This window comes from Chryseobacterium candidae (genome assembly GCF_004916905.1).
In the GTDB taxonomy this organism is placed as follows: Bacteria; Bacteroidota; Bacteroidia; order Flavobacteriales; family Weeksellaceae; genus Chryseobacterium; species Chryseobacterium candidae.
In genome coordinates, this window is the sequence record NZ_SDLV01000028.1 from 1 (window position 1) to 23,776 (window position 23,776).

Annotated in this window: 21 protein-coding genes; 17 read left to right on the forward strand and 4 right to left on the reverse strand. The window is 34.7% G+C overall.

The window, feature by feature from the left end; genetic code table 11:
* Positions 1-115: 115 nt before the first annotated feature.
* The 5 genes from EK417_RS13850 (at position 116) to EK417_RS13870 (ending at position 6,584) form a co-directional block, all read left to right on the forward strand.
* Positions 116-538 carry a DUF5684 domain-containing protein gene (locus EK417_RS13850; RefSeq protein WP_136522491.1) on the forward strand — a complete coding sequence of 141 codons (423 nt, stop codon included), beginning with the start codon at positions 116-118 and terminating at the stop codon, positions 536-538.
* Between the two features lie 399 nt (positions 539-937).
* Complete coding sequence (locus EK417_RS13855; protein ID WP_136522492.1) at positions 938-2,830, forward strand: DUF3858 domain-containing protein; 1,893 nt, start codon at positions 938-940, stop codon at positions 2,828-2,830.
* Positions 2,830-4,770, forward strand: a complete 1,941-nt coding sequence (locus EK417_RS13860) for a DUF3858 domain-containing protein (protein ID WP_228457940.1) — start codon at positions 2,830-2,832, stop codon at positions 4,768-4,770. Before EK417_RS13855 ends, EK417_RS13860 begins: the two co-directional genes overlap by 1 nt.
* A 94-nt stretch (positions 4,771-4,864) precedes the next feature.
* Positions 4,865-5,689 (forward strand): RsiV family protein, encoded by an 825-nt coding sequence (locus EK417_RS13865; RefSeq protein ID WP_076597047.1) that lies wholly within the window; start codon positions 4,865-4,867, stop codon positions 5,687-5,689.
* Positions 5,690-5,732: 43 nt separating this feature from the next.
* The gene (locus EK417_RS13870; RefSeq protein WP_076597127.1) at positions 5,733-6,584 is read left to right on the forward strand and encodes a diacylglycerol/lipid kinase family protein; all 852 of its coding nucleotides are present in this window, start codon (positions 5,733-5,735) and stop codon (positions 6,582-6,584) included.
* Between the two features lie 144 nt (positions 6,585-6,728).
* Here the strand turns inward: EK417_RS13870 and EK417_RS13875 are convergent, their stop codons facing one another.
* Positions 6,729-8,009 carry a dicarboxylate/amino acid:cation symporter gene (locus EK417_RS13875; RefSeq protein WP_136522494.1) on the reverse strand — a complete coding sequence of 427 codons (1,281 nt, stop codon included), beginning with the start codon at positions 8,007-8,009 and terminating at the stop codon, positions 6,729-6,731.
* A 282-nt stretch (positions 8,010-8,291) separates the two neighbouring features.
* On the opposite strand from EK417_RS13875, the gene EK417_RS13880 reads away from it, so the two are divergent.
* Both EK417_RS13880 and EK417_RS13885 read left to right on the forward strand, forming a co-directional pair.
* Positions 8,292-10,244, forward strand: a complete 1,953-nt coding sequence (locus tag EK417_RS13880; RefSeq protein WP_110367301.1) for a hypothetical protein — start codon at positions 8,292-8,294, stop codon at positions 10,242-10,244.
* A 4-nt stretch (positions 10,245-10,248) separates the two neighbouring features.
* The gene (locus EK417_RS13885; protein WP_136522495.1) at positions 10,249-10,830 is read left to right on the forward strand and encodes a hypothetical protein; all 582 of its coding nucleotides are present in this window, start codon (positions 10,249-10,251) and stop codon (positions 10,828-10,830) included.
* Between the two features lie 265 nt (positions 10,831-11,095).
* On the opposite strand, the gene ggt is transcribed toward EK417_RS13885, so the two are convergent.
* Positions 11,096-12,784 (reverse strand): gamma-glutamyltransferase, encoded by a 1,689-nt coding sequence (gene ggt / locus EK417_RS13890; protein WP_136522496.1) that lies wholly within the window; start codon positions 12,782-12,784, stop codon positions 11,096-11,098.
* 204 nt (positions 12,785-12,988) lie between these two features.
* Between ggt and EK417_RS13895 the strand changes: the two genes are divergently transcribed.
* On the forward strand, positions 12,989-13,954 hold the full coding sequence (locus EK417_RS13895) for an NAD-dependent epimerase/dehydratase family protein (protein ID WP_110367298.1): 966 nt from the start codon (positions 12,989-12,991) through the stop codon (positions 13,952-13,954).
* An 84-nt stretch (positions 13,955-14,038) separates the two neighbouring features.
* Positions 14,039-14,791: a polysaccharide deacetylase family protein gene (locus EK417_RS13900; RefSeq protein WP_076597043.1), complete on the forward strand. Its 753-nt coding sequence runs from the start codon at positions 14,039-14,041 to the stop codon at positions 14,789-14,791.
* 125 nt (positions 14,792-14,916) lie between these two features.
* Here the strand turns inward: EK417_RS13900 and EK417_RS13905 are convergent, their stop codons facing one another.
* Together EK417_RS13905 and EK417_RS13910 are read right to left on the reverse strand one after the other, a co-directional pair.
* Positions 14,917-16,122, reverse strand: a complete 1,206-nt coding sequence (locus EK417_RS13905) for a metallophosphoesterase (protein WP_136522497.1) — start codon at positions 16,120-16,122, stop codon at positions 14,917-14,919.
* 63 nt (positions 16,123-16,185) lie between these two features.
* On the reverse strand, positions 16,186-17,259 hold the full coding sequence (locus EK417_RS13910; protein WP_136522498.1) for a 3-oxoacyl-ACP synthase III family protein: 1,074 nt from the start codon (positions 17,257-17,259) through the stop codon (positions 16,186-16,188).
* A 101-nt stretch (positions 17,260-17,360) separates the two neighbouring features.
* On the opposite strand from EK417_RS13910, the gene EK417_RS13915 reads away from it, so the two are divergent.
* The 8 genes from EK417_RS13915 (at position 17,361) to EK417_RS13950 (ending at position 23,646) form a co-directional block, all read left to right on the forward strand.
* Positions 17,361-17,930: a hypothetical protein gene (locus EK417_RS13915; RefSeq protein ID WP_136522499.1), complete on the forward strand. Its 570-nt coding sequence runs from the start codon at positions 17,361-17,363 to the stop codon at positions 17,928-17,930.
* Between the two features lie 3 nt (positions 17,931-17,933).
* The gene (gene ubiE / locus EK417_RS13920) at positions 17,934-18,665 is read left to right on the forward strand and encodes a bifunctional demethylmenaquinone methyltransferase/2-methoxy-6-polyprenyl-1,4-benzoquinol methylase UbiE (RefSeq protein ID WP_047096897.1); all 732 of its coding nucleotides are present in this window, start codon (positions 17,934-17,936) and stop codon (positions 18,663-18,665) included.
* Positions 18,666-18,668: 3 nt separating this feature from the next.
* Positions 18,669-19,451, forward strand: coding sequence for a type IX secretion/gliding motility protein PorT/SprT (gene porT / locus EK417_RS13925; protein ID WP_034695972.1), 783 nt, complete (start codon positions 18,669-18,671; stop codon positions 19,449-19,451).
* A gap of 139 nt (positions 19,452-19,590) precedes the next feature.
* On the forward strand, positions 19,591-19,893 hold the full coding sequence (locus tag EK417_RS13930) for a hypothetical protein (protein ID WP_047376863.1): 303 nt from the start codon (positions 19,591-19,593) through the stop codon (positions 19,891-19,893).
* On the forward strand, positions 19,893-20,180 hold the full coding sequence (locus EK417_RS13935) for a cell division protein ZapA (protein ID WP_034695967.1): 288 nt from the start codon (positions 19,893-19,895) through the stop codon (positions 20,178-20,180). Before EK417_RS13930 ends, EK417_RS13935 begins: the two co-directional genes overlap by 1 nt.
* A gap of 234 nt (positions 20,181-20,414) precedes the next feature.
* The gene (rny, locus tag EK417_RS13940) at positions 20,415-21,980 is read left to right on the forward strand and encodes a ribonuclease Y (RefSeq protein WP_181446082.1); all 1,566 of its coding nucleotides are present in this window, start codon (positions 20,415-20,417) and stop codon (positions 21,978-21,980) included.
* A 73-nt stretch (positions 21,981-22,053) separates the two neighbouring features.
* Positions 22,054-23,295: an MFS transporter gene (locus EK417_RS13945; RefSeq protein ID WP_076594212.1), complete on the forward strand. Its 1,242-nt coding sequence runs from the start codon at positions 22,054-22,056 to the stop codon at positions 23,293-23,295.
* Positions 23,296-23,463: 168 nt separating this feature from the next.
* Positions 23,464-23,646 (forward strand): hypothetical protein, encoded by a 183-nt coding sequence (locus EK417_RS13950; protein WP_076594213.1) that lies wholly within the window; start codon positions 23,464-23,466, stop codon positions 23,644-23,646.
* Positions 23,647-23,776 lie beyond the last annotated feature (130 nt).

Consider the following 23,776-nt stretch of genomic DNA (forward strand, 5'->3'; position numbering starts at 1 on the left):
ATAATATAAGTTGATTAAGTGTCAACTTATTTTAGGACGGGACAAATATAACAAAAAAGCTTCTAATTATTTAGAGGCTTTTTTTATATTTGGATAAACCAAAAAAAACAATAATATGTTAACTCTTTTACAAACAGATCCTTACAACGGGATGGATGCAGCTTCTGGAGCAGTGGCTGCAGGATTAGGAATCGGAACCATGTTCTTCGGCTTACTTTGCTATATATTCTATGGATACTGCATGTACAAAATCTTCCAGAAAGCAGGAAGACAAGATGCCTGGGCTGCCTTTATTCCTATTTATAATACCATCGTATTACTGGAAATTGTTAAAAAACCGATTTGGTGGATCATTCTTTTCTTTATTCCATTAGTGAATATCTATGCATGCTGGGTTGTATATGACAGGCTTGCCAAAGGCTTTGCGAAAGAAACGCCTCTGTACACCATTCTGATTCTCCTTTTCGGATTTATTTTTATTCCTGTATTAGGACTTGGAAACGATCAGTACGATAGTAAACTGATTCCAAATGATTAAAAAGTAACATAAAAAGCTTAAAGACTTCAGAAATGAAGTCTTTTTTATAAATAATTTTTCAATTGTATAATTTATGGTATTTCTTCTTCTTATTGATTCTACATTATTAAAATTGCACGAATTGTGATTTATTTTAAATTTGAAATGCAGAAAAGATGAAGCTTATCCATTCATAGCACAGAATAGATACAACCTTCTCCCAATATAGAATGCGTATAAATATCCTGTTTTTAACTTTTCAAAATTTGACAATACAAAGTGTTAATGTGTTGAATTTATTGTAGTTGTATTTAAAATGATACTTTTTAAGTATGAGGTTAAGGCTTCATATGTTGAAGCTTTTTATATTTTTGATAACAGTTATTAAGATTTTATTATTTTTGTACAATCTTAATAACTATGATGAAAATATTAGTCTTTGGGGCTTTATCGACTGCCTCATTATATTTCGCACAGAGCTATCCTGCCTCTGCTATTCCTGAGAATTTAAAGAAAAATGCTGATGTTGTTATTCGAAAGGATTTTACAACAGTCCAGATCCATAAAATTGATGAAATAAAATATCAGAAAAATAAGGTAACTACAGTTTTAAATAAAGATGGTGATAGTGAAGCAGTAGCTTATATATCTTATGATAAGGGGAACAATATTTCTGATGTAAAAGTTACAATTTATAATGAATCAGGGAAGAAAGTAAAAAGCTTTTCAAAGTCAGATTTTGGTGACTTTGCTAATAACCGTAACGGAATTTTTTATTCTGATAGCAGAATTTTGGTTTTTAATTATACTCCAACGGAATATCCATATACAGTAGATTTCTCTTATCAGATATCAGATAAAAATACGATTTTTATTCCTGATTTTGTACCTTTCTTTTCTACCAATACCTCTTTGGAAGAAGCTGAGTTTAAAATTATCAACACATCCGGGATAGAGCTTAGAACGAAAACTTATCCGTCAAAGTTCAATTATGCATCTGTTACAGAAAGTGGGAGTGTTAATGAAAAAGTATTTGCCTATAAAAACGTTCCTGCCATTAATGATATTTCTTTAATTCCACAACCTGCCAAAATTTTACCGAAAGTAAGTTTTTCTCTGGCGAAATTTAATCTTGCAGGAAAACAGGGTACTTTGACGAACTGGACAGATTTTGGAAAATGGTATTATAATAACCTTGTAGAGCCTGTTGCAGTTTCTACTCCGGCTATCAAATCTGAGATCGCATCTCTGAATTTACAGGGCTCGGTAGAGGATAAAGTTAAGACGATTTATCAGTATATGCAGAATAAAACCAGATATATTTATGTAGGGCTGGGAATTGGAGGGTGGCTTCCAATGCTTCCTGATGAAGTGGACAAAAAAGGATACGGAGACTGTAAAGGACTTACTAATTATATGAAAACTCTTCTTGATGAAGCAGGAGTACCTTCTTATTATTGTGTTATTAATTCCGGAGCTTCCCAGATATCTTTTGATCCGGACTTCCCAAGAATGGGAGGGAATCATGCTATTTTAATGGTGCCTACAGAAAAAGGTAATATCTGGCTTGAGAATACATCCCAACAAATTGCTTTCAACCATCTGGGGTACAACACAACAGACCGAAATGTACTTTCAGTAAGGAAAACGGGGATAGAGCTAATTAATACTCCTGTATATTCTGCTGAGCAGAATAAGGAAAAACAGGTTCTAAGAATCAAAGTAGGAGAGGATAACAGTATTCAAGGTGAAGGAAGTTTTCATTACACAGGATACCAGTATGATTATAATTTAGCATTTACCAGTTTAAGTCCCAAAGAAAGAAATGATGCTGTAAAAAGATCTTTGGATATTTTGAACTTTGAAAAAGTAGAAATGAGAAATTTTGTTAATAATAGAGACAATGCTTTCATAACATATGATATTGATTTTAAAGCCAGCCATTATGCTAAAAAAGTAGGAAACAGCTTAATGTTCAGAGCGGTTCCTATATACAATAATTCAATCCATAAAACAGAAGAAAGCCGTGAACTTCCTTTTGAAATCGGACAATCTTATGAAGATGAATATGAAATCAGTTTCAGCTTTCCCAATTTATATAAAATTGAAGAGATTCCTGAAAATATTAACCTTAAATCTGAATATGGTTTCTATACATTAAATTTTGTAAAGAATGGAGAGGGAATCATCGTAAAAAGAAAAATACAAATAAATAAAGGAGCTTATCCCAAAGAAAAATATAACGAATATGTAAACTTCATAAAGAAAACAATAAACATGGACAATTCAAAAATTTTAATTACAAAGGCATAATGATGAAAAAAATAGTATTCTTATTGGTATGTTCTACAAACCTTATATTTATTAAAGCACAAAAACATGAGTTTTTAGAGACTCCAAAATTTTCAGAAGCAGATTTATCAAAAGTCAAATCTTTACTGGATGAAAATGCACCAGCCGAAGTTTTGTATAGATCTATACATTTCAGAGTAGACGCATCTACCGGTGATCTATACAGAGAATATATTTATAGAGTAAAAATATACAAAAAAGATAATGCAGAAGACTTATTAAATGTAGAAGTTCCTCTTTATACGGGAGTTAATGATCATGAATCATTGACTAAATTCAAGGCATTTACATATAATCTGGAGAGTGGCAAAGCTGTACCGGTAAAGGTTGAAAAAAGCTCCAAATATAAAAGTAAGGAAAATAAAAATACTACTGTTAACAAATTTGCTTTTCCTAATGTGAAAGACGGATCGGTATTAGAATATCAGTATGAAGTGATCACTCCGTTTGCATTTCTTTATACGATTCCTGAAGTCATTATTGAACTGGATACTCCCTCACTTTACACAGAATATGTTATGGATACTCCCGTGAGTATTTCCTATAATATTAACTATACTGGAGGTCTTACTCCTAAATATAATGAAGTTTCTGACAAAACATTATATGGTGCCCAATATAGAACATACAGATTCGGCTTTGAAAATTTGAAAGGCTTTAAAACGGAGAAGTTCGTGAGAAATAACAGAAACTTTCGTACAAAAATCAGTGCTGAGCTTCATTCTACCAATTTCGGAGAACTTAAACTATACTCATCTTCCTGGGAAAAAATTAAGAACAGACTCTATGATAATAATGATTTCGGAGGTGAGCTTAAAAAAACAAAACTGGCGAAAGAAAATATGCCGGCAGGAATAGCGGATATGAAAACTGACCTTGAAAAAGCAAATGCCATATTCAGATATGTTCAGAAAACATTTACATGGAACAAAGATAAAGGAATCTATACGGAAGATGGTATCAAAAAACTGATTGAAAGTAAAACTGGTAATGCTGCAGAAATCAACCTATTCTTAATAATGCTTCTTCGTGAAGCAAATATTAAAGCAGATCCATTACTTATTTCAACGGTAGATAACGGTCTGATTAATATTGTATCTCCCAACGTTACCAACACAAATTTTGTTTTAGCAGCTGTAGAAACTGCAGGAGGTATTCAAATCTTTGATGCTACTTCAAAACAATCTTCCATGAATGAACTTCCTTTAAGAGACTGGAATCAATTTGGTATTTTGCTGGGTAAGGATAAAGCTGTTCAGATTCAGATGGTAAATACTAAACCAGGAAATACTTACCTTACTGTAAATGCCAAAATTAATGAAGATGGCAGCGTTTCTGGTGCTTATTCTGACAGAGATACCGGTGTATTTGCAATGTATGTTAAGGATGATTATGATGAAAACCCGGAAAAATATAAAAAGCAGTATAAAGAAAATTTTTCAATGGATTTCACGGATATCGATTCAAAAGTATTGGAAAACAATGAGTTTGAAAGCAGTATGAAGTTTTCTTCAACGGATCTTATTGACAGAGTAGGAAAAAAAATGATCATTAATCCCATGTTATTTTTACACAAGAATTCCAATGAATTTGATCAGACAGAAGCTAGACAATTCCCTATTGATTTTGGGGCACCTACTACCAAAATAAAAAAGGTGATTCTTGAAATTCCTGAAGGATACGTGATAGAGGAAATGCCTAAAGAAAAAAGAATTGTTACTGAAGATAAAGAAATAGCATATACTTATTCTGTAGAACAAAAAGGAAATATGCTGGTGGTAACTACAACTACAAAAATTGGCAGTTCAGACTATCCGAAAGAATATTACCCTGCATTTAAGCAAATCTGGAGTGTTGCTTCAAAATTTGAAAATCAGGTAATCAGTCTTGTAAAAAAGTAATGTTTAACGTGATTTAAATAAAAAAATAAAACTTTTTCAAAAACCATTCATCTTTTGAATGGTTTTTGCATTTATTAACAAAAAAAATAGAATTATGAAAAATACGATTGCTGTTATAGCATTATCTTCTTTCCTGGCAGTTACGGCCTGTAAAAAAAATGAAACAGCGGCATCAGGAGAAAAAACAGAAAACAAAGCTACTGAAGAATTTGTGGTAGACTCCGTAAAAGTCAATGATTCTACAAAAATTACAGACTCTTTAAAAGTGAGCTTTACTTCAAAACTCCTTGTTTTCCCTACTTTAAAAGATAAAAAACTGTTAGACAGCATCTATTTCCACAATGTAAACATTAAAGATTTTTCCAAAGCCGGTCTTCAGGCTTATCTGGATAATGAAAAAAATAATTATTTCAATTCTGTAAAAAATGATAATAAAGATTGGGCATCAGACGTTACTTATGCTCAAAACTGGTATTCTAGTTCGCATATGAATCTTATTTCTAATTCTAACGATTATATGCATATTCAGTATTTGGGAAGCGGGTATGAAGGAGGAGCACATGATAACTACGGATTTTCCGAAAGGGTTTTTGACCTTAAAAACAATAAAAAATTAGAATTGAAAGATATTACTTCAATGCCTAAAAATAAAATTGAAGCCATTCTGATGAAAAATATTGATAAAATGAATAGTGGTACGATGGATGGTGACGGAGAAGTGAAGAACTCCGAAATGCTTTTAGTGGATAAAATTCCGGCATCTGATAACTTTTACTTTGATGATAAAAACCTGTATTTTCACTACAGCCCCTATGAAATTGCTGCTTTTGCCGCCGGAGATATTACTATTCCGGTTTCCTGGGAAGATCTGAAAGGCACATTAAATACAGAATTTAAAGAAAGAATGAAAATTAAGTAAATTAATGCTTCCAGTTCTGGAAGCATTTTTTAATTTTGTGGTAATGGACAAAGTTGCTTTTATTATCAATCCTTTTTCGGCCAAAAAAAACTATCAGCCGTTTTTAAACGAACTTAAAACAAAGGTTAATAACCCTTTGTATTATGTGTCAGAATCTATTCCCGGAACAGAGGAATTTATTAAGTCTCATTTTGAAGAGGTGGATATTTTTGTGGCAATAGGAGGCGATGGTACTATTTCTACGGTGGCTAAAAATCTTATTTATACAGATAAAATTCTGGCAATTTTTCCCGCAGGTTCTGGAAATGGATTTTCCAACGAAACACAATTCAGTAAAAATCTGGATGAACTTTTAGAAAAAATAAAAGCTAAAAACTCCAGAAAGATTGACACATTTACTGTGAACGAAAGGCTTTCCATTAATGTATCGGGGACGGGATTTGACGGTAAAGTGGTTAAAGAATTTGAAAAAACAAGCCGTGGATTCAAAAACTATATCAAAGTTTCCCTGAAAACTTTTTTCAATTACAAACCCATCAAGGTGAAATTTTTTGATGAGGAATATCAGCAGTATAATGGAAGGTATCTGATGATGAATATCGCCAATACCCGCCAGTTTGGCAACAACGCCTATATTGCACCGAAGGCCAGTAAAAGTGATGGTTTGGTCGATATGGTTCTGGTAAAAAAGTTTCCGTTAACTTATTCTGCACTTTTTGCTTTCCGTATGTTTACCAAAAGACTGAAAGATGATGAATATGTTACCTATCTTCCAGTTTCTGAAATATCTTTTAAAGTCAATACCAAAAACTGGCATCTTGATGGTGAATTCAATAAGATCAAATCACCAATTCATGTTAAAGTACAGCCGGCGAGTTTGAATATTTTGATTTAAAGTTCAAGGTTTAAAGTTTTGGGTTGGTTAATGATTGAGGAACATTCTGATTTTCTAAATTGATTATTCACCTGCGAAGTGAAATTTACTATAGACGTTATTTATTCAATTCCTGTAACCTAAAACCTGTTATCTGCCACCTATCTAAACTTCGAGCTTTTTCTCCACTTCAGCAGGATGATTCAGACAGTATTGAAGCTGTTTTTTATCAAGCTGTTTTTCCCAGTTGGCCACTACTACAGTAGCTACGGAATTTCCAATTACGTTGGTCAAAGCTCTGCATTCGCTCATGAACTTATCAATTCCAAGAATTAAGGTCATTCCTGCAATCGGAATTTCAGGAACTACGGCCAGTGTTGCTGCAAGGGTAACAAATCCTGCACCAGTAACGCCAGCTGCGCCTTTTGAGCTTAACATTGCCACCAAAAGAAGCATCAGTTGCTTTTCAATAGGAAGATGAATATTTAATGCCTGCGCAATAAAGAGAGAGGCCAGCGTCATATAGATATTCGTTCCGTCAAGATTGAAAGAATATCCGGTAGGGACTACCAAACCTACAATTGCCCTTGAACAGCCAGCTTTTTCAAGTTTTTCCATAATTCCGGGAAGAGCAGACTCTGATGAGCTTGTACCCAAAACCAGAAGAAGCTCTTCTTTAAGATAGAAAAGGAGTTTAAAAATATTAAATCCGTTATACCATGCAACTGCTCCCAATACCAGAACGACAAAAAGGATAGACGTAATATAAAATGTACCTACCAGGAATATAAGATTCAGAACAGAATGAAGTCCATATTTTCCGATGGTAAATGCCATTGCGCCAAAAGCTCCGATTGGGGCCAGTTTCATCAGCATATGAACAATTTTAAATACCGGAGTTGACAGATCCTGTAGAAAATCAGTTACTTTCTGGCTTTTCTCTTTTGTTAAAACCAAAGCAACTCCCATTAAAATAGCCACCAAAAGAACCTGAAGGATATTTTCACCCACCAACGGACTGAATAATGTCTCCGGAATAATATTCATAATGAAGCCCGTAAGTGTTGATTCATGAGCTTTTGCCTGATACTGTGAAACATCACCCGAAAGAGTAGAAGGATCAATATGTAAACCATGACCCGGTTGAAGAATATTTCCTACTAATAATCCGATGATAAGGGCCAGAGTTGAAAAGGTGAAAAAGTAGATCATTGCTTTGATTGCAATTCTGCCCACTTTTTTCAAATCGGTCATGTGGGCGATTCCTAAGGTAAGTGTGATGAAAATTACCGGAGCGATAATCATTTTTACCAGTTTGATGAATCCATCTCCCAAAGGTTTCATCTTTTCTCCTAACTCAGGATAAAATTTTCCCAGAAGAATACCTGCAATGATGGCGATAATCACCTGGAAATAAAGCTGATTGTGTATTTTTTTTGCTTTCAAAGAACAGTCGTTTTGTTTTTTTAAGGGCGAAAATTAAGAAAATTTATCTAAAAACATGACAAAAGTCATTGAAAAGAATCTGTAGAGAAGTTTTATCTGTAGATAATATCATCTAAACACTATAATCGGGGAAATTTGAAAAATAATATGTCATTCCTCAAGTTTTCAATAATATTAAAAAAAGTATAGTAGATATTTTAACACGTCAAGTCTTGTCGCTACTTCCATTTACATTTGCTTTAGAAACGTTTCAGAAAAAGGAAATAATAAAAACATGATTTTATGGAAAATATTTTAGACGACATTGACGATTTTGACGACGAAAGCAAGCAAATGCTTCGAGGAAGCCGCATCATACAATTTGCAGAGATTAAAAAAGGAATTTATGGGAGTGGCAGAGATCCTTTTGAACAGATAAGAACCAATAAAACATTTGATGAAATTTCCAATGAATATGCATTAAGTACACCTTTTTGGAAAAAAAGCCTCTTTTATAAACCCACAACGAAAGATTACGATGCATTATCTCAAGACTTTTATACCGGTGGGATTAACTATGAGCTTCTCGCAAAAGATTTGAAAGAAAAATTAGGACTGATAAATAACTTCTTGTTTGAGCCAGAAAAGTATCTATTGGAAGATAAGAACGTTTATTCAGGTTCTTCCTCGTTTAATGCTCCTGTATTCAGTAGTATTAAAAATAACAAACCCTTTGTATATAAAAAGAATGATACAGAAATTCAGGCGACTTTTGATTTAGCCAAATTAAATACCAGAAAAAATTTACTGAGTAACTCTTATAATTTTGGGATATATTTTGACAATTATAAAGTAACCTATAATCTTAACTTTATCTATAAAGATGGAGAGGATAAGAAATTTTCCGATGCACAAACAGATGCCACAGAAAGTCCTTATGATTTCAAACTGAATGATGAATATATTGCAATAAAGCTTTATACTGGGAATGCAGAAACTTTCATTGAATTTTTGAGAATTATAAAAGGTAATTCACAAGCTGAGCAAATGAAAAATGATATTATACGATATTATAAACATTTTTTTGCAACCGCTAAAAGCAACCCTGATATTATAGATGCTTTATATGAAAATATCCCTGATTTTGTTTTGGAAGTCCTTACAGATGAAATGCTTTGGAAGGATTTTGTTTCCCTTTCTGAAAAAGCTATTGATACATCTGGTACTAATGAAAATATTTCAATTATTAATCTGCTGAAAGGTGTAAAAAATGCGAATTGGTGGTACAATCAAATCAATAAAAATCCTGAGGCTGTCCGCCAAGTATTTGAAAAATTCAGCAATAAGCATATTGAAGTATTAATTACAACTTTTTCAAGAATTGGTCTTAAAAACTGGACCAATAAAGAACTCGAACAGGCATGGAAATTTGATATTGATTATGAGGAATATAAGTCTTCTGACGGTGTTAATGATCCTTTTATAAGATATACTGGCTTTGCTTATTATTTAGAAAAAGAAAAAAAATATAGGGTAGGTACTGCATTATTTGGATATGATAATGCCTCTATCGTAATGCCTTATAATGAGAAAGAAATTGGCCCAGATGAACTACAACTGCCATTTGCTCCAATGAAATTAGTTTTAGGTAAAGGGAAAGTAACTTATATTCCTTGCTTTGTTGCTGAATATTTTACTGATAAGAAAATAGATGAGGAATTTTGGATAATTTTGAATAACATTGCTGTGGGATTATTACCTGAAATTGAGGCTAAATTAATTGGAAATGCTATTAAAAACATAAAACAGGAAAGTGAGCTTCTAAAGAAACTACGTAAGTTTGCAAAAATATCAAATAAATATCCAAAAGAATCTATGCCACCAGATGGAAAATTATTTGGTATTGCGGAAGTTGAAAATGGATTAATTAAAATAGATGGGATTTTGGCAAATTATCCTCAAAATGTTGATTATGTAATTACAACAGAAGGAAAATTGCTTTTAGGAAAAAAACACCATTTTTTAGGTAGTGCTCAGGATGTATTGGCGGCAGGAGATTTAAAAATAGTTAAAGGAAAAATAAAAAGAATATCTAATTTATCTGGACATTATCAACCAACAAAATTAGAAGCTGAACAATTTCCTGATCTATTTAAAGCAATAAATGTTGATTTAAAAAATTCTAACTTAAATATAGGATATCAAACGACAGAAAACTTGCAAGGATGGAAAGAGATAACAACAAAAATAAAATAATAATATGAGTGCAATAGGTTTTATAAAAATGATGGATAGTAATCCTAATGTCGATTATTCGGGATTATATAAAGATTACTTTAAACAGTTCTCAAAAAAAGAAAGAATTGATGCTTTTGCGTATTCTATGACTATGTATAAAGTTACTAAAAGTTTATTTATTACAAATACTGAATTATGGATAGATTTTACTAAAGAAGATTGGGAAGAAATTTTGGTAAATAATAATAACAGACCTGAAATATCTGCCAATCCAGATTCTAGAATTATTGATTTATATGAGTATGATGATTTAATCATATTGAATAAATATTTAAAAATAAATCCTTTTAATATACTACTTGAAAACAAAGATAAAATGAGTAGAGATAGTTTATTGAACAGTCTTAGGTATGGGTATTTTATGTCTTCTTTTTTCTTTCAATCAGATGAATTTTTAATTGAAGATTTGGAAGATTTTTCTAATATATCATATACTGAACTTAAAGAATATTCTAAAAAATTAATTTTGGAAGGTTGCGAAAACCGATTAGATACGCCAGAGGAATTATCTTCGTGGTTGGAAGAGAAAATAAAAACAGTCTAAACTTTTTCAATTTTACAGTAAAGAAATTTTTGGATATATTTTTATAAATGATTAATTATCAGTAGGGATTAGAGAATTTAAATGAACTGTTGATAAATTAAACTAAATAGCCTTGACTATAAACGGTCAAGGTTATTTTTTTATCTTGCAGTGATTAAAAATATTATAAAATGTTTATCACAAGTTTGATACAAAAACTCCGGCTTCATTTCCTTAAAGTCAAAACCTCGTACATGAAGCTGTATTTATTTGATTGTAATATAAATTATTCCACTGCTACAGAATCATCTCCACGGCCATCAGCGACAGCATGAATATTTCCGTTTTCATCAAGGACAATCATTTCCGTTTTTCCAATATACTTTGTCTTTTCGATGATGTAATTTTTACTTTTCAGTTCAGAAATAGTACTTTCCGGAAAGTTGTTTTCAACTGTTATGGTTTCCGGAAGCCACTGGTGGTGGAATTTTGGTGCGTTGACAGACATATTCGCATTCAGTTTAAAATCTACCACATTCACAATGGATTGATACACTGAAGTCGGGATTGTAGTTCCTCCCGGTGTTCCCACTACCATATAAGGCTTTCCTTTCTTAAGAATAATGGTGGGAGTCATAGAAGAAAGCATTCTCTTGTTAGGTTGTATTGAATTGGCTTCACCGCCTACTGCTCCAAACATATTCGGTACACCTGGTTTGATAGAGAAATCATCCATTTCATTATTTAAAAAGAATCCGGCTCCCGAAACTAATACTTTACTCCCGTAATACCCGTTAAGAGTTGTCGTTACAGAAGCTGCATTTCCGTCTTTATCCAATACGGAAATATGGGTAGTCTGCATCGATTCTTTAGGCTGTTCTATGATTTTGCCTACTTCTGCACTGGGTGTCGCTTTATCAAAACTGAAGCTTTTCCATCTTCCTTTCAGGTAATCATCAGAGATCAGGTAAGAGGTTTTGTCCTGAATAAAATCCGGATCACCCATATATTCTGCTCTGTCTGCATAAGCTCTTCGTTCTGCTTCAGTCATAATCTGAACAGCTTTTGCAGAGTTTTGCTGGTACTTTTCAAGATTTTCAAAACCAGCCATTTTGAGCATTTGCGCAAGAAGAACTCCACCGCTTGATGGTAAAGGCATGGTAACAACATTATTTCCTTTATAATCAAATTCCAGTGCTTTTCTCTCAGCAACTTTATAATTTTTAAGGTCTTCCAGGGTGATGATTCCGTTACCTCTTTTCATTTCAGTAACTAAAAGTTCAGCTGTTTTTCCTTCATAAAAACCTTTAGCTCCCTGTTTCTGGATCAGTTTCAGGGTCTCGGCGAGGTCTTTTTGGATCAACAGATCCCCGGCTTTCCATGGAGTATCCTTTACAAAAATGATCGATGATTTATTATGTTTCTGGAATTTTTCCCTCTGGTTATTCAGCATTTCTGCTTCTTTATCCGTGATGGCAAATCCTTTTTCAGCAAGATCGATGGCGGGCTGGATAATTTTTTCCATAGGAAGTTTGCAGTATTTCAGTGTCGCAAAAAATCCTGCTACGCTTCCCGGGATTCCTACTGCCAGCCTTCCGTTTTGGGAAAGATCTGTATCTGCTTTTCCTTTTTTATCAATGTACATGTCCCTGGAAGCTTTTTTCGGAGCCGTTTCCCTGTAATCCAGTGTAAATTTTTCACCGTTATTTTTCACACCTACCAAAAATCCTCCTCCTCCGATATTTCCAGCTTGCGGATACACAACAGCAAGGGCGTATTGTGTTGCGGTAACAGCGTCATATGCATTTCCGCCCATTTTTAAGATTTTGGCTCCGGCTTCACTGGCTAATGGATGTGCGGAGACCACAACACCTTTGTTCTTTACCTGTACTTCTTTGATGATATTGATGTCAGTAAATTGAGCCCAGCTGAGCTGTGCCGCCAAAAGCATCGAAGCAATTAAAATCTTCTTCATATGATTGTTTTTTTCTTACAGCAAAATTATTGAATTTTAAGTTAATGTCAGCTTGTGATGATTGCATTTGATTATTTCTATTGTTCAGGAAAATTTTCACTGGCTATCAGTATCTTTTAGCAAAGGAATGTTTTTAAATACACCTTTTTTATTATGGTTGACATGTTTTTTTTACTTTTGTAGAATTCTAAAAAAATCTGAAAAATGGAATCCTATACGGAAAGAATACTGATTACAGGTGCCTTGGGACAAATTGGTACCGAATTGACGAACAGACTTGTTGAAATTCACGGAGCGGAAAATGTTGTTGCTTCAGGATTGGACAGATGGCAGGAAGGAATTACTTCTGCCGGACACTATGAAAGAATGGATGTTACCAACACCCAATTGGTAAGACAGGTGATCAAAGATTATGATATCACAACAGTGTATCATCTGGCATCGCTTTTATCCGGAACTTCTGAAAAGCAGCCGATTTTTGCGTGGAAACTGAATCTTGAACCACTGCTTCATTTTTGTGAAATGGCAAAAGAAGGGCTTCTTAAAAAGATCTTCTGGCCAAGTTCAATTGCTGTATTTGGGAAAGGAATTCCAAAGCATGATGTAGGACAGGATGTAGTGTTGAATCCAACAACTGTTTACGGGATCTCTAAAATGGCAGGGGAGAAGTGGTGTGAATACTATTTCGACAAATATGGTGTAGATGTAAGAAGTATCAGATATCCTGGATTGATCTCCTGGAAAACTCCGGCAGGAGGTGGAACTACCGACTATGCCGTTGAGATTTTCTATAAAGCGATTGAAGACGGAAAGTATACCAGTTTCATTTCAGAGAATACAGGAATGCCGATGTTGTATATGGATGATGCCATCAACGCAACCTTGAAATTAATGGATGCTCCCAAAGAAAGTGTAACAGTTCGTTCTTCCTATAATCTGGGTGGAATGTCATTTACTCCAAAAGAACTGGCAGAAGAAATCACAAAAGAAATTCCGGATTTTACGATTGATTATAAGCCGGATTTCAGACAGGCAATTGCAGATTCATGGCCCGCTTCCATTGATGATTCAGTCGCTAAAAAAGACTGGGGTCTGACTTATGATTTCGGAATTTCTGAAATGACCAAAGATATGATCAAGAATCTGAAAGTGAAATTAGGTAAGAATTAATAATGTAAAGTAATGCTTTAATTAATAATTATTTTAACATCTGATTTTTAATATTTTATAGAAATTATATAAATTTTAATTTAAATGGTATTATTGACTTTTAACATCACGTGTGTCGAAGCTGAAGTGAAAAAAGGCTCCCGGATTACTGCAGATGAGAGACTGAAAATTACAGAAGATAATACCAAAGCGATTCTTAGAATTTTAGATATTCATGATATCAAATCAAGTTTTTTTGTAGAGGTTTCTCTTATCGAAAAACTTCAGAATTTAATAAAAGCAATTTCATCCAAAGGGCATGAAATTGCTTTTTACAATAAAGGGTCAAATCCGGAAGAAATAGAAAATGCCAAAAAGAATATTCAGGATCTTTTGGAAAAACAGATCAGGGGAATTCGTCAGAAAGATGTAAAGGTTTCACAGGAAATTTTGAAGCTGATGGAATTTAATTATGTTTCCAATATCGACAATGCCAATATTCTTTTCCCCTTCAAAAGACTAAAAAGAGATACCGAAATTACAGAAGAGGACGGGTTGAGTATTGTTCCGGAAAGTATCTCTCCATACAGTCAGCTGCCTTATAATGATTTTGTATTTCAGATTCTGCCGATGAAGTATTATCAGAATATGGTGCTGGAAACTTTGCAGAATGAAGAATTTGTACTGATCTATCTGAACACATGGCAGTTTACAGATTTCAGGAAATACCGTTTTGATATTCCTTTTTACCGAAGCCTATTTTCGGGCAAAAAAATGGAGGACAAATTAGATGCCCTCCTCACTTTTCTCAATAATAGGGAAATGGCTACTTCCCGCATGAAAGATTATATTTTTTAGCTGACAGATAACAGGTTTCAGGTTAAAGTGATCAGGGAGAGAATGCAAGGGTTAATGTTTTGCGTAACACAAGAAATCCGCAACCCGCCCGCAACTCGCAACAAAACAACTTGCAGCCTGAATCCCTAACTCAACTCAAAAAGGGTAATCTCCGGCAATACACCCACTCTTCCCGGATAACCCAATACCCCGAATCCTCTGTTGACATACAGAAGCTTTCCTTCACTTTCGTATAAATCTGCCCATTTTGGATATTTGTATTGTACCGGTGACCATTTTACATTTTTAAGATCCAGACCAAACTGCATTCCATGGGTGTGTCCCGAAAGAGTCAGGTGGATATTGGCAGGATGTTTTTTTACCACATAATCAAAGTGGGTAGGGTCGTGGCTCATTAAAATCTTAGTGGCAGATTCGGGTATTCCTTTTAATGCATCATCAATTTTTCCAAACTGAGGAAAGGGTTTCAATCCCCAGTTCTCAACGCCCAGAATGTATAACTTTTCTCCGTTTCTTTCGATGATTCTGTGTTCGTTTCTCAGCATATCAAAACCTGCTTGCTTTTCATAACCAATTAAAGTGTCAAGATTTTCTTTTTTGGCAGCTGGTGATTCCCAGGTTACGTAATCTCCGTAATCATGGTTTCCCAATACTGCAAATTTGCCGTCTTTAGCCTGTATTTTTGAAAACAAAGGAATAAAAGGTTTAAACTCGTCTGCAACGTTATTTACCATGTCTCCGGTAAAGAGTACAAGGTCGGGATTTTGTTGGTTGATCAGCTCAATGGCATGCTCCAATTTGCCGGGATCAGAGAAACTTCCGCTGTGAACATCAGAGATCTGAATGATTTTGTAGCCTTTGAAGTTTTTCGGAAGGTTGGCAAAATTAACTCTTACTCTTCTCACTTTATGTCTGTACTTCCCAAATGTAATTCCATCGATAAAAAGAGCTGACAGAACACCGCTCATTCCCAATCCAACCAGGCTCAGGAACTTTCGTCTTTCCGGGAAGAAATTTTCCGATGGTTGGGCAAAGCCTATCAGATAGCCTCCGGTTCTGATAATATCATCAATTAATAAAAACAGAACCACAAAAATTTTCGGAAGAATGAAAATCAAAAATAACGAAATCATGATCTGGGCTCTTACCATACTTCTGTCTGATCTTTGGTAATGAGTAACTTCATACGCGAAAACTCCATACACGATTAAAGATATAATCCAATATCCGGTTCTGATCCATGAATTGTCGGTAAGTGTTCTGATAGCCTGATAAATATACACTTCCAGAAAGAGGAAGATTCCGGCGATGATTAAAAAATTCTTTTGCATGTTCTGATAAAAAAAGCACAAAGAATAAACTTCCCTGTGCTTTATATTTTAATGTTTTAAATATTACTTTTTAGGAAATCTATAAACAATAGCATTGATGTTCATTCCGGCACCTACCGAAGTCATCACAATGTTACCATTATCTTTAAACGATTGACCCTCCATTTTTCCTTTAATTATTAAATCATACATGGTAGGAATTGTTGCTACAGAGGTGTTCCCAAGATCCTGGATCGTCATAGGAGAGATGGCGTGATCATATTCTTTCACATCATAAAGTCTGTGAAGTCTCTCAATCATTGCATAATCCATTTTAGCATTCGCCTGGTGAATTAAGATTTTATCTATATCTTCAATAGAAAGATCTGCATCTGTAATGGTATCTTTAATCGCAACAGGTACATTTTTAAGCGCGTACTCATAGATTTTTCTTCCTAACATTCTTACATAAAGACGTCTCTGATCTACTTCTTTATTGATGGAAGGCTGATTTTCAAGATAGCTTAATTCCGGTCCGTTGTCACAAATAGTGTTGTGAGCAATAATCCCTACATTCTCTTCATCCGTTGCTTTTACTACTACAGCTCCTGCGCCGTCTGCAAAGATCATTCTGTTTCTGTCATGTGGATCTGTTACTCTGCTTAAAGTTTCTCCTCCGATAACAAGAATTGTTTTGGCTGATTGGGCTTTGATAAGGTTATCCGCCAAAATCATTGCTTCTACCCATCCCGGACATCCGAAAAGCATATCGTACGTTACGCATTTTCTGTTTTTGATTCCCAGTTTATTCTTCACTCTGGCTGCCATTGTAGGCATAAAATCAGCATATCCGTGTTCTGTAACTTCCCCGAAATTGCTTGCATAGATGATATAATCCAGTTCTTCGCCGTCTACTTTTGCATCCTCAAGGGCGATTTTTGCAGCTTCATAACCGATTTGTGAGTTGGAAAGATTATCCTCAATGAATCTCCTGTTTTCGATTTCTGTAATCTCTACAAATTTCGCAATGGTCTCTTCCACAGGTTTTTCAATCTTTACCCCGTCTTCAGTATAGAACTCGGAATTCATGAAGTAATCTCTACCAATAACTCTGTTCGGAATATAAGATCCAGAGCCAATAATGATTGTATTCGGCATTCGTTTATATGATTTTTTTAAAGATGCAAAGTTAATAATTAATATTAATAACGGAGAATTAAAAATATTATTAAATTTGCAAAAATTGTACTTTACAATCTATGAAAAACAACTCATCCTTAAAAGGCTTACTTATTGCAGCTGTGGCATTTATCGTTGCCTTTGGGATCTACTTCCTTTTTTTAGCCAAGAAGAATTATTATGTGGTAGATAATCCTACCCCGAATACGTATTACTTTAAGATCAATAACGGATCTGAAGGAATTATTTCCGCGGGGCAGTATGTGCATGTGGATCTGAATAAAGGGAAAAACTCTATTCAGGTTTTTGATCAGAACAAGAAAATGCTTTACGATTCGGCATTTGAAGTGAATAAAATTCGTGGTCTGATTAATATTACTCATCAGGATTACTATATAAACGATCAGTATTACGGATATAACCTTAAAAAGGATTCCTTACTGGCTCATCTTGATAAAACTGTTATTGACGGAAAGGATTATTACGGAGGAGCAAGACGCTTCAATAAGCTTTACACAGAAGATTTTTATTACAATGTAGATGAAGATTATGACAAAGTGATCAAAAATATCCAGAAAGTGGAATCACGATCTAAAATCTTCAGAAAGCAGGATTACCTAAATTATTACAAAGAATATTACAAGTTTTAAGTTTTGACAAAAGATATCACCAAAGTAACTCCCTACAATTCAGAGGCTACAAAAAAGAGCCAGGTAGAGGATATGTTCGACAATATTGCACCGAAGTATGACCTTCTGAACCATGTTTTATCCATGAAAATTGACGTTTTGTGGAGGAATAAACTGGTAAGATGGATGAAAAATGACAATCCGCAGGAAGTGCTGGATGTGGCTACAGGAACAGGAGATCTGGCAATTACCATTGAAAAAGGAACCGGTTCTAAAGTAGTTGGATTAGATTTATCACAACAAATGCTGAATGTTGGCGTTATTAAAATAAAAAAACTTAAATTAGACGGCAAAATTTCCATGCAAAAAGGAGATGCAGAAAATTTACCTTTCGAGGACAATAGATTTGATGCTGTTTCCGTTGCATTTGGAGTAAGGAATTTTGAAAACCTTACCAAAGGTTTGGCAGAGTTAAGAAGAGTAGTTAAAGATAACAAGAGTGTTTATATACTGGAGTTTTCAAAGGTTGAGGGTTTCATGGGACCATTTTATATGTTTTATTTCAAAAATATATTACCTGCCATCGGCAGATTGGTTTCTAAGGATAATAGGGCGTATACATACCTTCCGGATTCTGTAAATGCTTTTCCTTTCGGGGAGAAGATGAAGCAAATTCTTTTAGATACGGGATTTAAGAAAGTTGAATATAAAAAATTAAGTTTAGGTATAGCCACAATTTATAAAGCAACAAAGTAACCTATGAATAAATTTCTATTAAAAGCACTGGTTTTAACCTCAGTAAATGTTGCCGTTTTTGCTAACGCGCAATTCAGAACCCGAAACAGAATGGACAAGTTGGAAGATTTCGACGAACAGAAATTCAGTTGGGGTTTTTATTTGAACGGGAACAGACTGGATTACCGCATTGTTTTGCATCCGAAATATGGGATGAATGATAATGAAAACCTTGTTACCTCTAAGGAAAGTTATAGTTTCGGTGCCGGGCTTATTGCAAAATGGAGACTGAATGACTATCTTGATGTAAGAGTAGAGCCGGGGTTACAGTTTGCACAAAGACAGTTGACTTTTAATACTCAATCCAATGACATTTATGCGGGTGGATCTTTAACCAACCCTCCTTTTATGCCATTCCCTTTACAGGAAAAGGATAAAGTAAGAGAAATTAAATCTACTTTGATTGATATTCCGGTACTTCTGGAACTTCACGGTCAAAGATGGTACAATTCAAGACCTTACGTTGCTGCAGGGGTAAACTATGTGGTAAACCTTCAGTCTAATTCAAGTTCTACAGATGACAATATGCAGGGAATCTACAGATCTACAACACATAATTTTGCATGGTCTGCAGAAATGGGAATTCAGTTTTATTTCAACAAATTTAAACTGACTCCTGCTGTAAGAGGAACATTCTTCATGAACAATGAGAAAGTGGCAGATAATGCTACTACACCTCCTTACTGGTCATCTGCGATCTCTACACTGCAGACAAGAGCCGTAATGTTCGTTCTGAAATTTGAATAAAAAATAATGTATAGAAAAATACACTGGAGGTGCGCTGGCGCCTCCTTTTTTATTGTTATGTCAAAATATAGAGTGTTTTATTTTTGTTAGTGCTATTATTTTTTTATTTTTGCTTTTAGTTAGAATATACAAACCTGAAATGCTTCAAGATTTAGAAAACAATTTTTCAGAATTAGAGAGAAAAATTTCGACTCTGCAAAAGAACTATAAAAATCTTACGGAAAATTTAAAAGAATTAAATATTGAGCATGAAGAGTTGAAGAAGAAGTATGATGAGGAAAGAAGAAAGAATCAGGTATTAGCAGAAGAACAAAAAAATATAAAACTTTATTCAGCAATATCAGGAAATCCTGAACACAATAGGTTAATGAAAAACCATATCAACCGATTAGTGAAAGAAATTGATTTCTGTATTGCTCAGCTTCAAAACAGTGGATTATAATGGAGGTAAGGAGAATAACCGTCAACATTGCAGGAAGAGTGTATCCGCTGAACGTACCGGCAGCAGAGGAAGAAACTTTGCGTAAAGTAGGGAAGCAGATCGAGAATATGATTAAAGATTTTGAACAAAATTTCGATGTAAGAGATAAACAGGATGCTTTGGCAATGTGCGCCCTTAAACTGGGAACCAATGCAGAAGTAGTTTCTCTGAATTACGAAAAAAATATTAATTCAACCAACGAAAGATTAACGCAGATTAATCAGTCGTTGAATGAAATCGGGAAATAGATTTTTTTTCCTGAAAAGTTACTGCCTACAATAATTCTAACACATTAAAGGTAAACTCAACGCTAAACAATTACCGAACAAATGTCCATCGAATGGCGTGCCGGATTTCCGGATTACAGACAGTGGAAATCAGTTCAAATCGTGTTGATTAGGAGTTTACTCTCAATCTCTGGATTATTGTGGGCTTTTTTATTTAACAAAGGATATGAATACAATTAAAACTCAATATAAATTATGATAGAAGTTATAGTCGGTGTTGTTTGTTTAGTAATTGGAGCTGTACTGGGAATATTTTTTTCCAAAAGTTCTCTGAATACTAAAGCAAAATTCATCATAGATGATGCCAAGAAAAATGCCGAAAACCTTATAGAAAAAGCTAATGTACAGGCTGAATCCATAAAGAAAGAAAAGAACCTTCAGGCTAAAGAAAAGTTCCTGGAACTGAAATCACAGCATGACGCTGATATTCAAGCCCGCGAAAAGAAAATGCAGGAAGTTGAAAAGAGAACGAAAGACAAGGAACACAAGCTGAATGACGAACTTAGCAAGACGGGCAAACTTGAAAAAGATTTAGATAAGCAGATCGCAGATTACGCTAAGAAAAACGAAATTCTTGAAAGAAAACAGCAGGAATTGGATATCGCAACTGCGAAGAAAGTAGAAATACTTGAAAAAATCTCTAATTACACTGCCGAAGAAGCTAAAGCTGAATTAGTGGAAACCATGAGAGCAGAAGCGAAAACAAGAGCGCAGGCACATGTTCAGAGTATCATGGAAGAAGCTCAGCTGAATGCCAAGAATGAAGCAAGAAAAATTGTTATTCAAACGATTCAGAGAATTGGAACCGAGCAGGCTATCGAAAATTCAGTGTCAGTTTTCAACATTGAGTCTGATGAGGTAAAAGGTAGAATTATCGGTAGAGAAGGTAGAAATATTCGTGCTTTAGAAGCAGTAACAGGAGTAGAAATTATTGTTGATGATACTCCGGAAGCTATTCTTCTTTCATGTTTTGACCCTGTAAGAAGAGAAATTGCAAGACTATCCCTTCACAGATTGGTTACCGATGGTAGAATTCACCCGGCAAGAATTGAAGAAGTAGTAGAAAAAACAAGAAAACAGATCGAGGAGGAAATCATTGAAGTGGGTAAAAGAACGATCATTGATTTAGGAATCCACGGATTGCACCCTGAACTGATCAAAATCGTTGGTAGAATGAAATACCGTTCTTCTTACGGACAAAATTTACTGCAGCACTCAAGAGAAGTAGCCAACATCGCTGCAACAATGGCTGCTGAGCTAGGATTAAACGTAAAACTGGCAAAAAGAGCAGGTCTTTTACACGATATAGGTAAAGTTCCTGAGCAGGAATCAGAATTACCACACGCTCTTTTAGGAATGCAGTGGGCTGAGAAATACGGTGAAAACCCAGAAGTAGTAAATGCGATTGGAGCTCACCACGACGAAATTGAAATGAAGTCATTATTATCTCCGATTATCCAGGTAGCCGATGCGATCTCAGGAGCAAGACCGGGAGCAAGAAGACAGGTATTGGAATCTTATATTCAGAGATTAAAAGACCTTGAATCTGCTGCGTTAAGCTTTGATGGTGTATCCAGTGCTTACGCAATCCAGGCAGGTAGAGAATTGAGAGTAATGGTTGAGAGCGGAAAAGTAAATGATGAGGTAGCTTCTCAGCTTTCTTACGACATCTCCGAGAAAATCCAGAATGAACTGACGTATCCGGGACAGGTAAAAGTAACAGTAATCAGAGAAACGAGAGCTGTGAATATTGCCAGATAATAATCAGAAAAAGATATTTGATAAAAACCTTTCAAGAAATTGAAAGGTTTTTTATTTTTATCAAAACTTAAAAATGCAAGAACTGTCCCTGTCTTCAAAACTGAAGTACATTTTTTCTATTCCCGTTATTATTTCCGCCTTAGGCTATTTTGTAGATATTTATGACCTCCTTTTGTTCGGAATCGTTAGGATTCCCAGTTTAAAGGCATTGGGGCTTAATCCTGATGCAGACGGAACCTTTATTCTGAACTGCCAGATGGTTGGGCTGCTTATAGGAGGTGTTTTCTGGGGGATTTTCGGAGATAAAAAAGGGAGGCTTTCTGTTCTTTTTGGATCTATTTTAGTGTATTCATTAGCCAACATCGCCTGTGGCTTTCTTCCTTATTTTCCAAAAGAGCATTTGGTGTACCAATATGCCGGGTTAAGATTCATTGCAGGTATAGGGCTTGCCGGAGAGCTTGGAGCGGGAATTACGTTGGTTTCTGAAAGTCTGCCGAAGAACTTAAGGGCAATCGGAACATCGGTTGTTGCAGGATTCGGATTAATGGGTGCTGTGGTAGCCCAGCTTACCGTAGAACTGGCCGGAGGTTGGAATATCTCTTACATCATTGGCGGAATAATGGGAATCTTACTTTTGCTGTTAAGAATCAGCGTATCCGAATCCGGAATTTATAAGAATATTGTACATAAAAATGTTTCCAAGGGGAATTTTCTATCCTTTTTTACCAATAAAGACCGGTTGGTAAGATATTTAAAATGTATTGCGGTAGGATTACCTACATGGTACTGCATAGGGATTCTGGCTGTGTTAGCCAATCAGTTTGCCCCTGAATTAGGAATAAAGGATATTAACCCCGGAAAAGCAATTATGTGGGCTTATATAGGTATTTCTGTGGGTGATCTCTTGAGTGGTTTTATTTCCCATGCTTTAAAATCAAGGAAAATGGCTATCTTTTATATGCTGATCTTTACCCTGATAGGTGTAGCAATTATGTTATTCGGGAATACCAATACGGAAACAAAATATTACCTGTTCTGTGTATGGCTGGGATTTGGAACAGGATATTGGGCCATGTTTGTGACACTGGCGGCAGAACAGTTCGGAACGAATATCAGAAATACAGCAACCACCACCGTTCCCAATATGGTAAGAGGATTGGTACCGGTAATGATATTTGCTTTTGATTCCCTTAAAGGTCATTTCGCGGTGGTGGAAAGTGCTGCCATAGTAGGAGTGGTAGTATTCGCGCTGGCATTTTATTCTTCACTTACCATTTCAGAAACCCACGACAGAGATCTTGAATTTACAGAATAATTTAAATTGTTTAATAAATAATATATTGATAATCCTTGTTTTGGATGTAATAATTAAGTTATAATCAATAATTTATTAATTTTTATATTGATTTTTGTTGTGAGTAATTAATATTTGTTTAACTTTGGGAAGTAACTAATACTTTATTTTTAATCAAAACTAAACTACATGAACATTATGAAAAATGCTAAAAAACTGAGAAAACAAGACTTGAAAAATATTACTGGAGGAGTAAGCGGTAAGCCGGATTTATCTCTTTGCGGATGCAGCTGTTCTGGATCTGTAACTGGTCCTGATTATTGCTCAACATACATAGGCTGTCCACAGGTTTATACTTGTGGTGAGATCTAAGAAATTATTTCAATACGAAATAAACATTTCCACATTTAATATGCAAAAGCCTTTTGGAGTTTCAAAAGGCTTTTGTTATTCAAATGTCCCGTCCTAAAATAAGTTGACACTTAATCAACTTATATTATGA

What these genes read in the sequence shown, in the direction of transcription:
- EK417_RS13850 (WP_136522491.1), top strand. Translation starts at nt 116, where the DNA reads ATGTTAACTCTTTTACAAACAGATCCTTACAACGGGATGGATGCAGCT.
- EK417_RS13855 (WP_136522492.1), top strand. Translation starts at nt 938, where the DNA reads ATGATGAAAATATTAGTCTTTGGGGCTTTATCGACTGCCTCATTATAT.
- EK417_RS13860 (WP_228457940.1), top strand. Translation starts at nt 2,830, where the DNA reads ATGATGAAAAAAATAGTATTCTTATTGGTATGTTCTACAAACCTTATA.
- EK417_RS13865 (WP_076597047.1), top strand. Translation starts at nt 4,865, where the DNA reads ATGAAAAATACGATTGCTGTTATAGCATTATCTTCTTTCCTGGCAGTT.
- EK417_RS13870 (WP_076597127.1), top strand. Translation starts at nt 5,733, where the DNA reads ATGGACAAAGTTGCTTTTATTATCAATCCTTTTTCGGCCAAAAAAAAC.
- EK417_RS13880 (WP_110367301.1), top strand. Translation starts at nt 8,292, where the DNA reads ATGGAAAATATTTTAGACGACATTGACGATTTTGACGACGAAAGCAAG.
- EK417_RS13885 (WP_136522495.1), top strand. Translation starts at nt 10,249, where the DNA reads ATGAGTGCAATAGGTTTTATAAAAATGATGGATAGTAATCCTAATGTC.
- ggt (WP_136522496.1), bottom strand. Translation starts at nt 12,784, where the DNA reads ATGAAGAAGATTTTAATTGCTTCGATGCTTTTGGCGGCACAGCTCAGC.
- EK417_RS13895 (WP_110367298.1), top strand. Translation starts at nt 12,989, where the DNA reads ATGGAATCCTATACGGAAAGAATACTGATTACAGGTGCCTTGGGACAA.
- EK417_RS13900 (WP_076597043.1), top strand. Translation starts at nt 14,039, where the DNA reads ATGGTATTATTGACTTTTAACATCACGTGTGTCGAAGCTGAAGTGAAA.
- EK417_RS13905 (WP_136522497.1), bottom strand. Translation starts at nt 16,122, where the DNA reads ATGCAAAAGAATTTTTTAATCATCGCCGGAATCTTCCTCTTTCTGGAA.
- EK417_RS13910 (WP_136522498.1), bottom strand. Translation starts at nt 17,259, where the DNA reads ATGCCGAATACAATCATTATTGGCTCTGGATCTTATATTCCGAACAGA.
- EK417_RS13915 (WP_136522499.1), top strand. Translation starts at nt 17,361, where the DNA reads ATGAAAAACAACTCATCCTTAAAAGGCTTACTTATTGCAGCTGTGGCA.
- porT (WP_034695972.1), top strand. Translation starts at nt 18,669, where the DNA reads ATGAATAAATTTCTATTAAAAGCACTGGTTTTAACCTCAGTAAATGTT.
- EK417_RS13930 (WP_047376863.1), top strand. Translation starts at nt 19,591, where the DNA reads ATGCTTCAAGATTTAGAAAACAATTTTTCAGAATTAGAGAGAAAAATT.
- EK417_RS13935 (WP_034695967.1), top strand. Translation starts at nt 19,893, where the DNA reads ATGGAGGTAAGGAGAATAACCGTCAACATTGCAGGAAGAGTGTATCCG.
- rny (WP_181446082.1), top strand. Translation starts at nt 20,415, where the DNA reads ATGATAGAAGTTATAGTCGGTGTTGTTTGTTTAGTAATTGGAGCTGTA.
- EK417_RS13945 (WP_076594212.1), top strand. Translation starts at nt 22,054, where the DNA reads ATGCAAGAACTGTCCCTGTCTTCAAAACTGAAGTACATTTTTTCTATT.
- EK417_RS13950 (WP_076594213.1), top strand. Translation starts at nt 23,464, where the DNA reads ATGAACATTATGAAAAATGCTAAAAAACTGAGAAAACAAGACTTGAAA.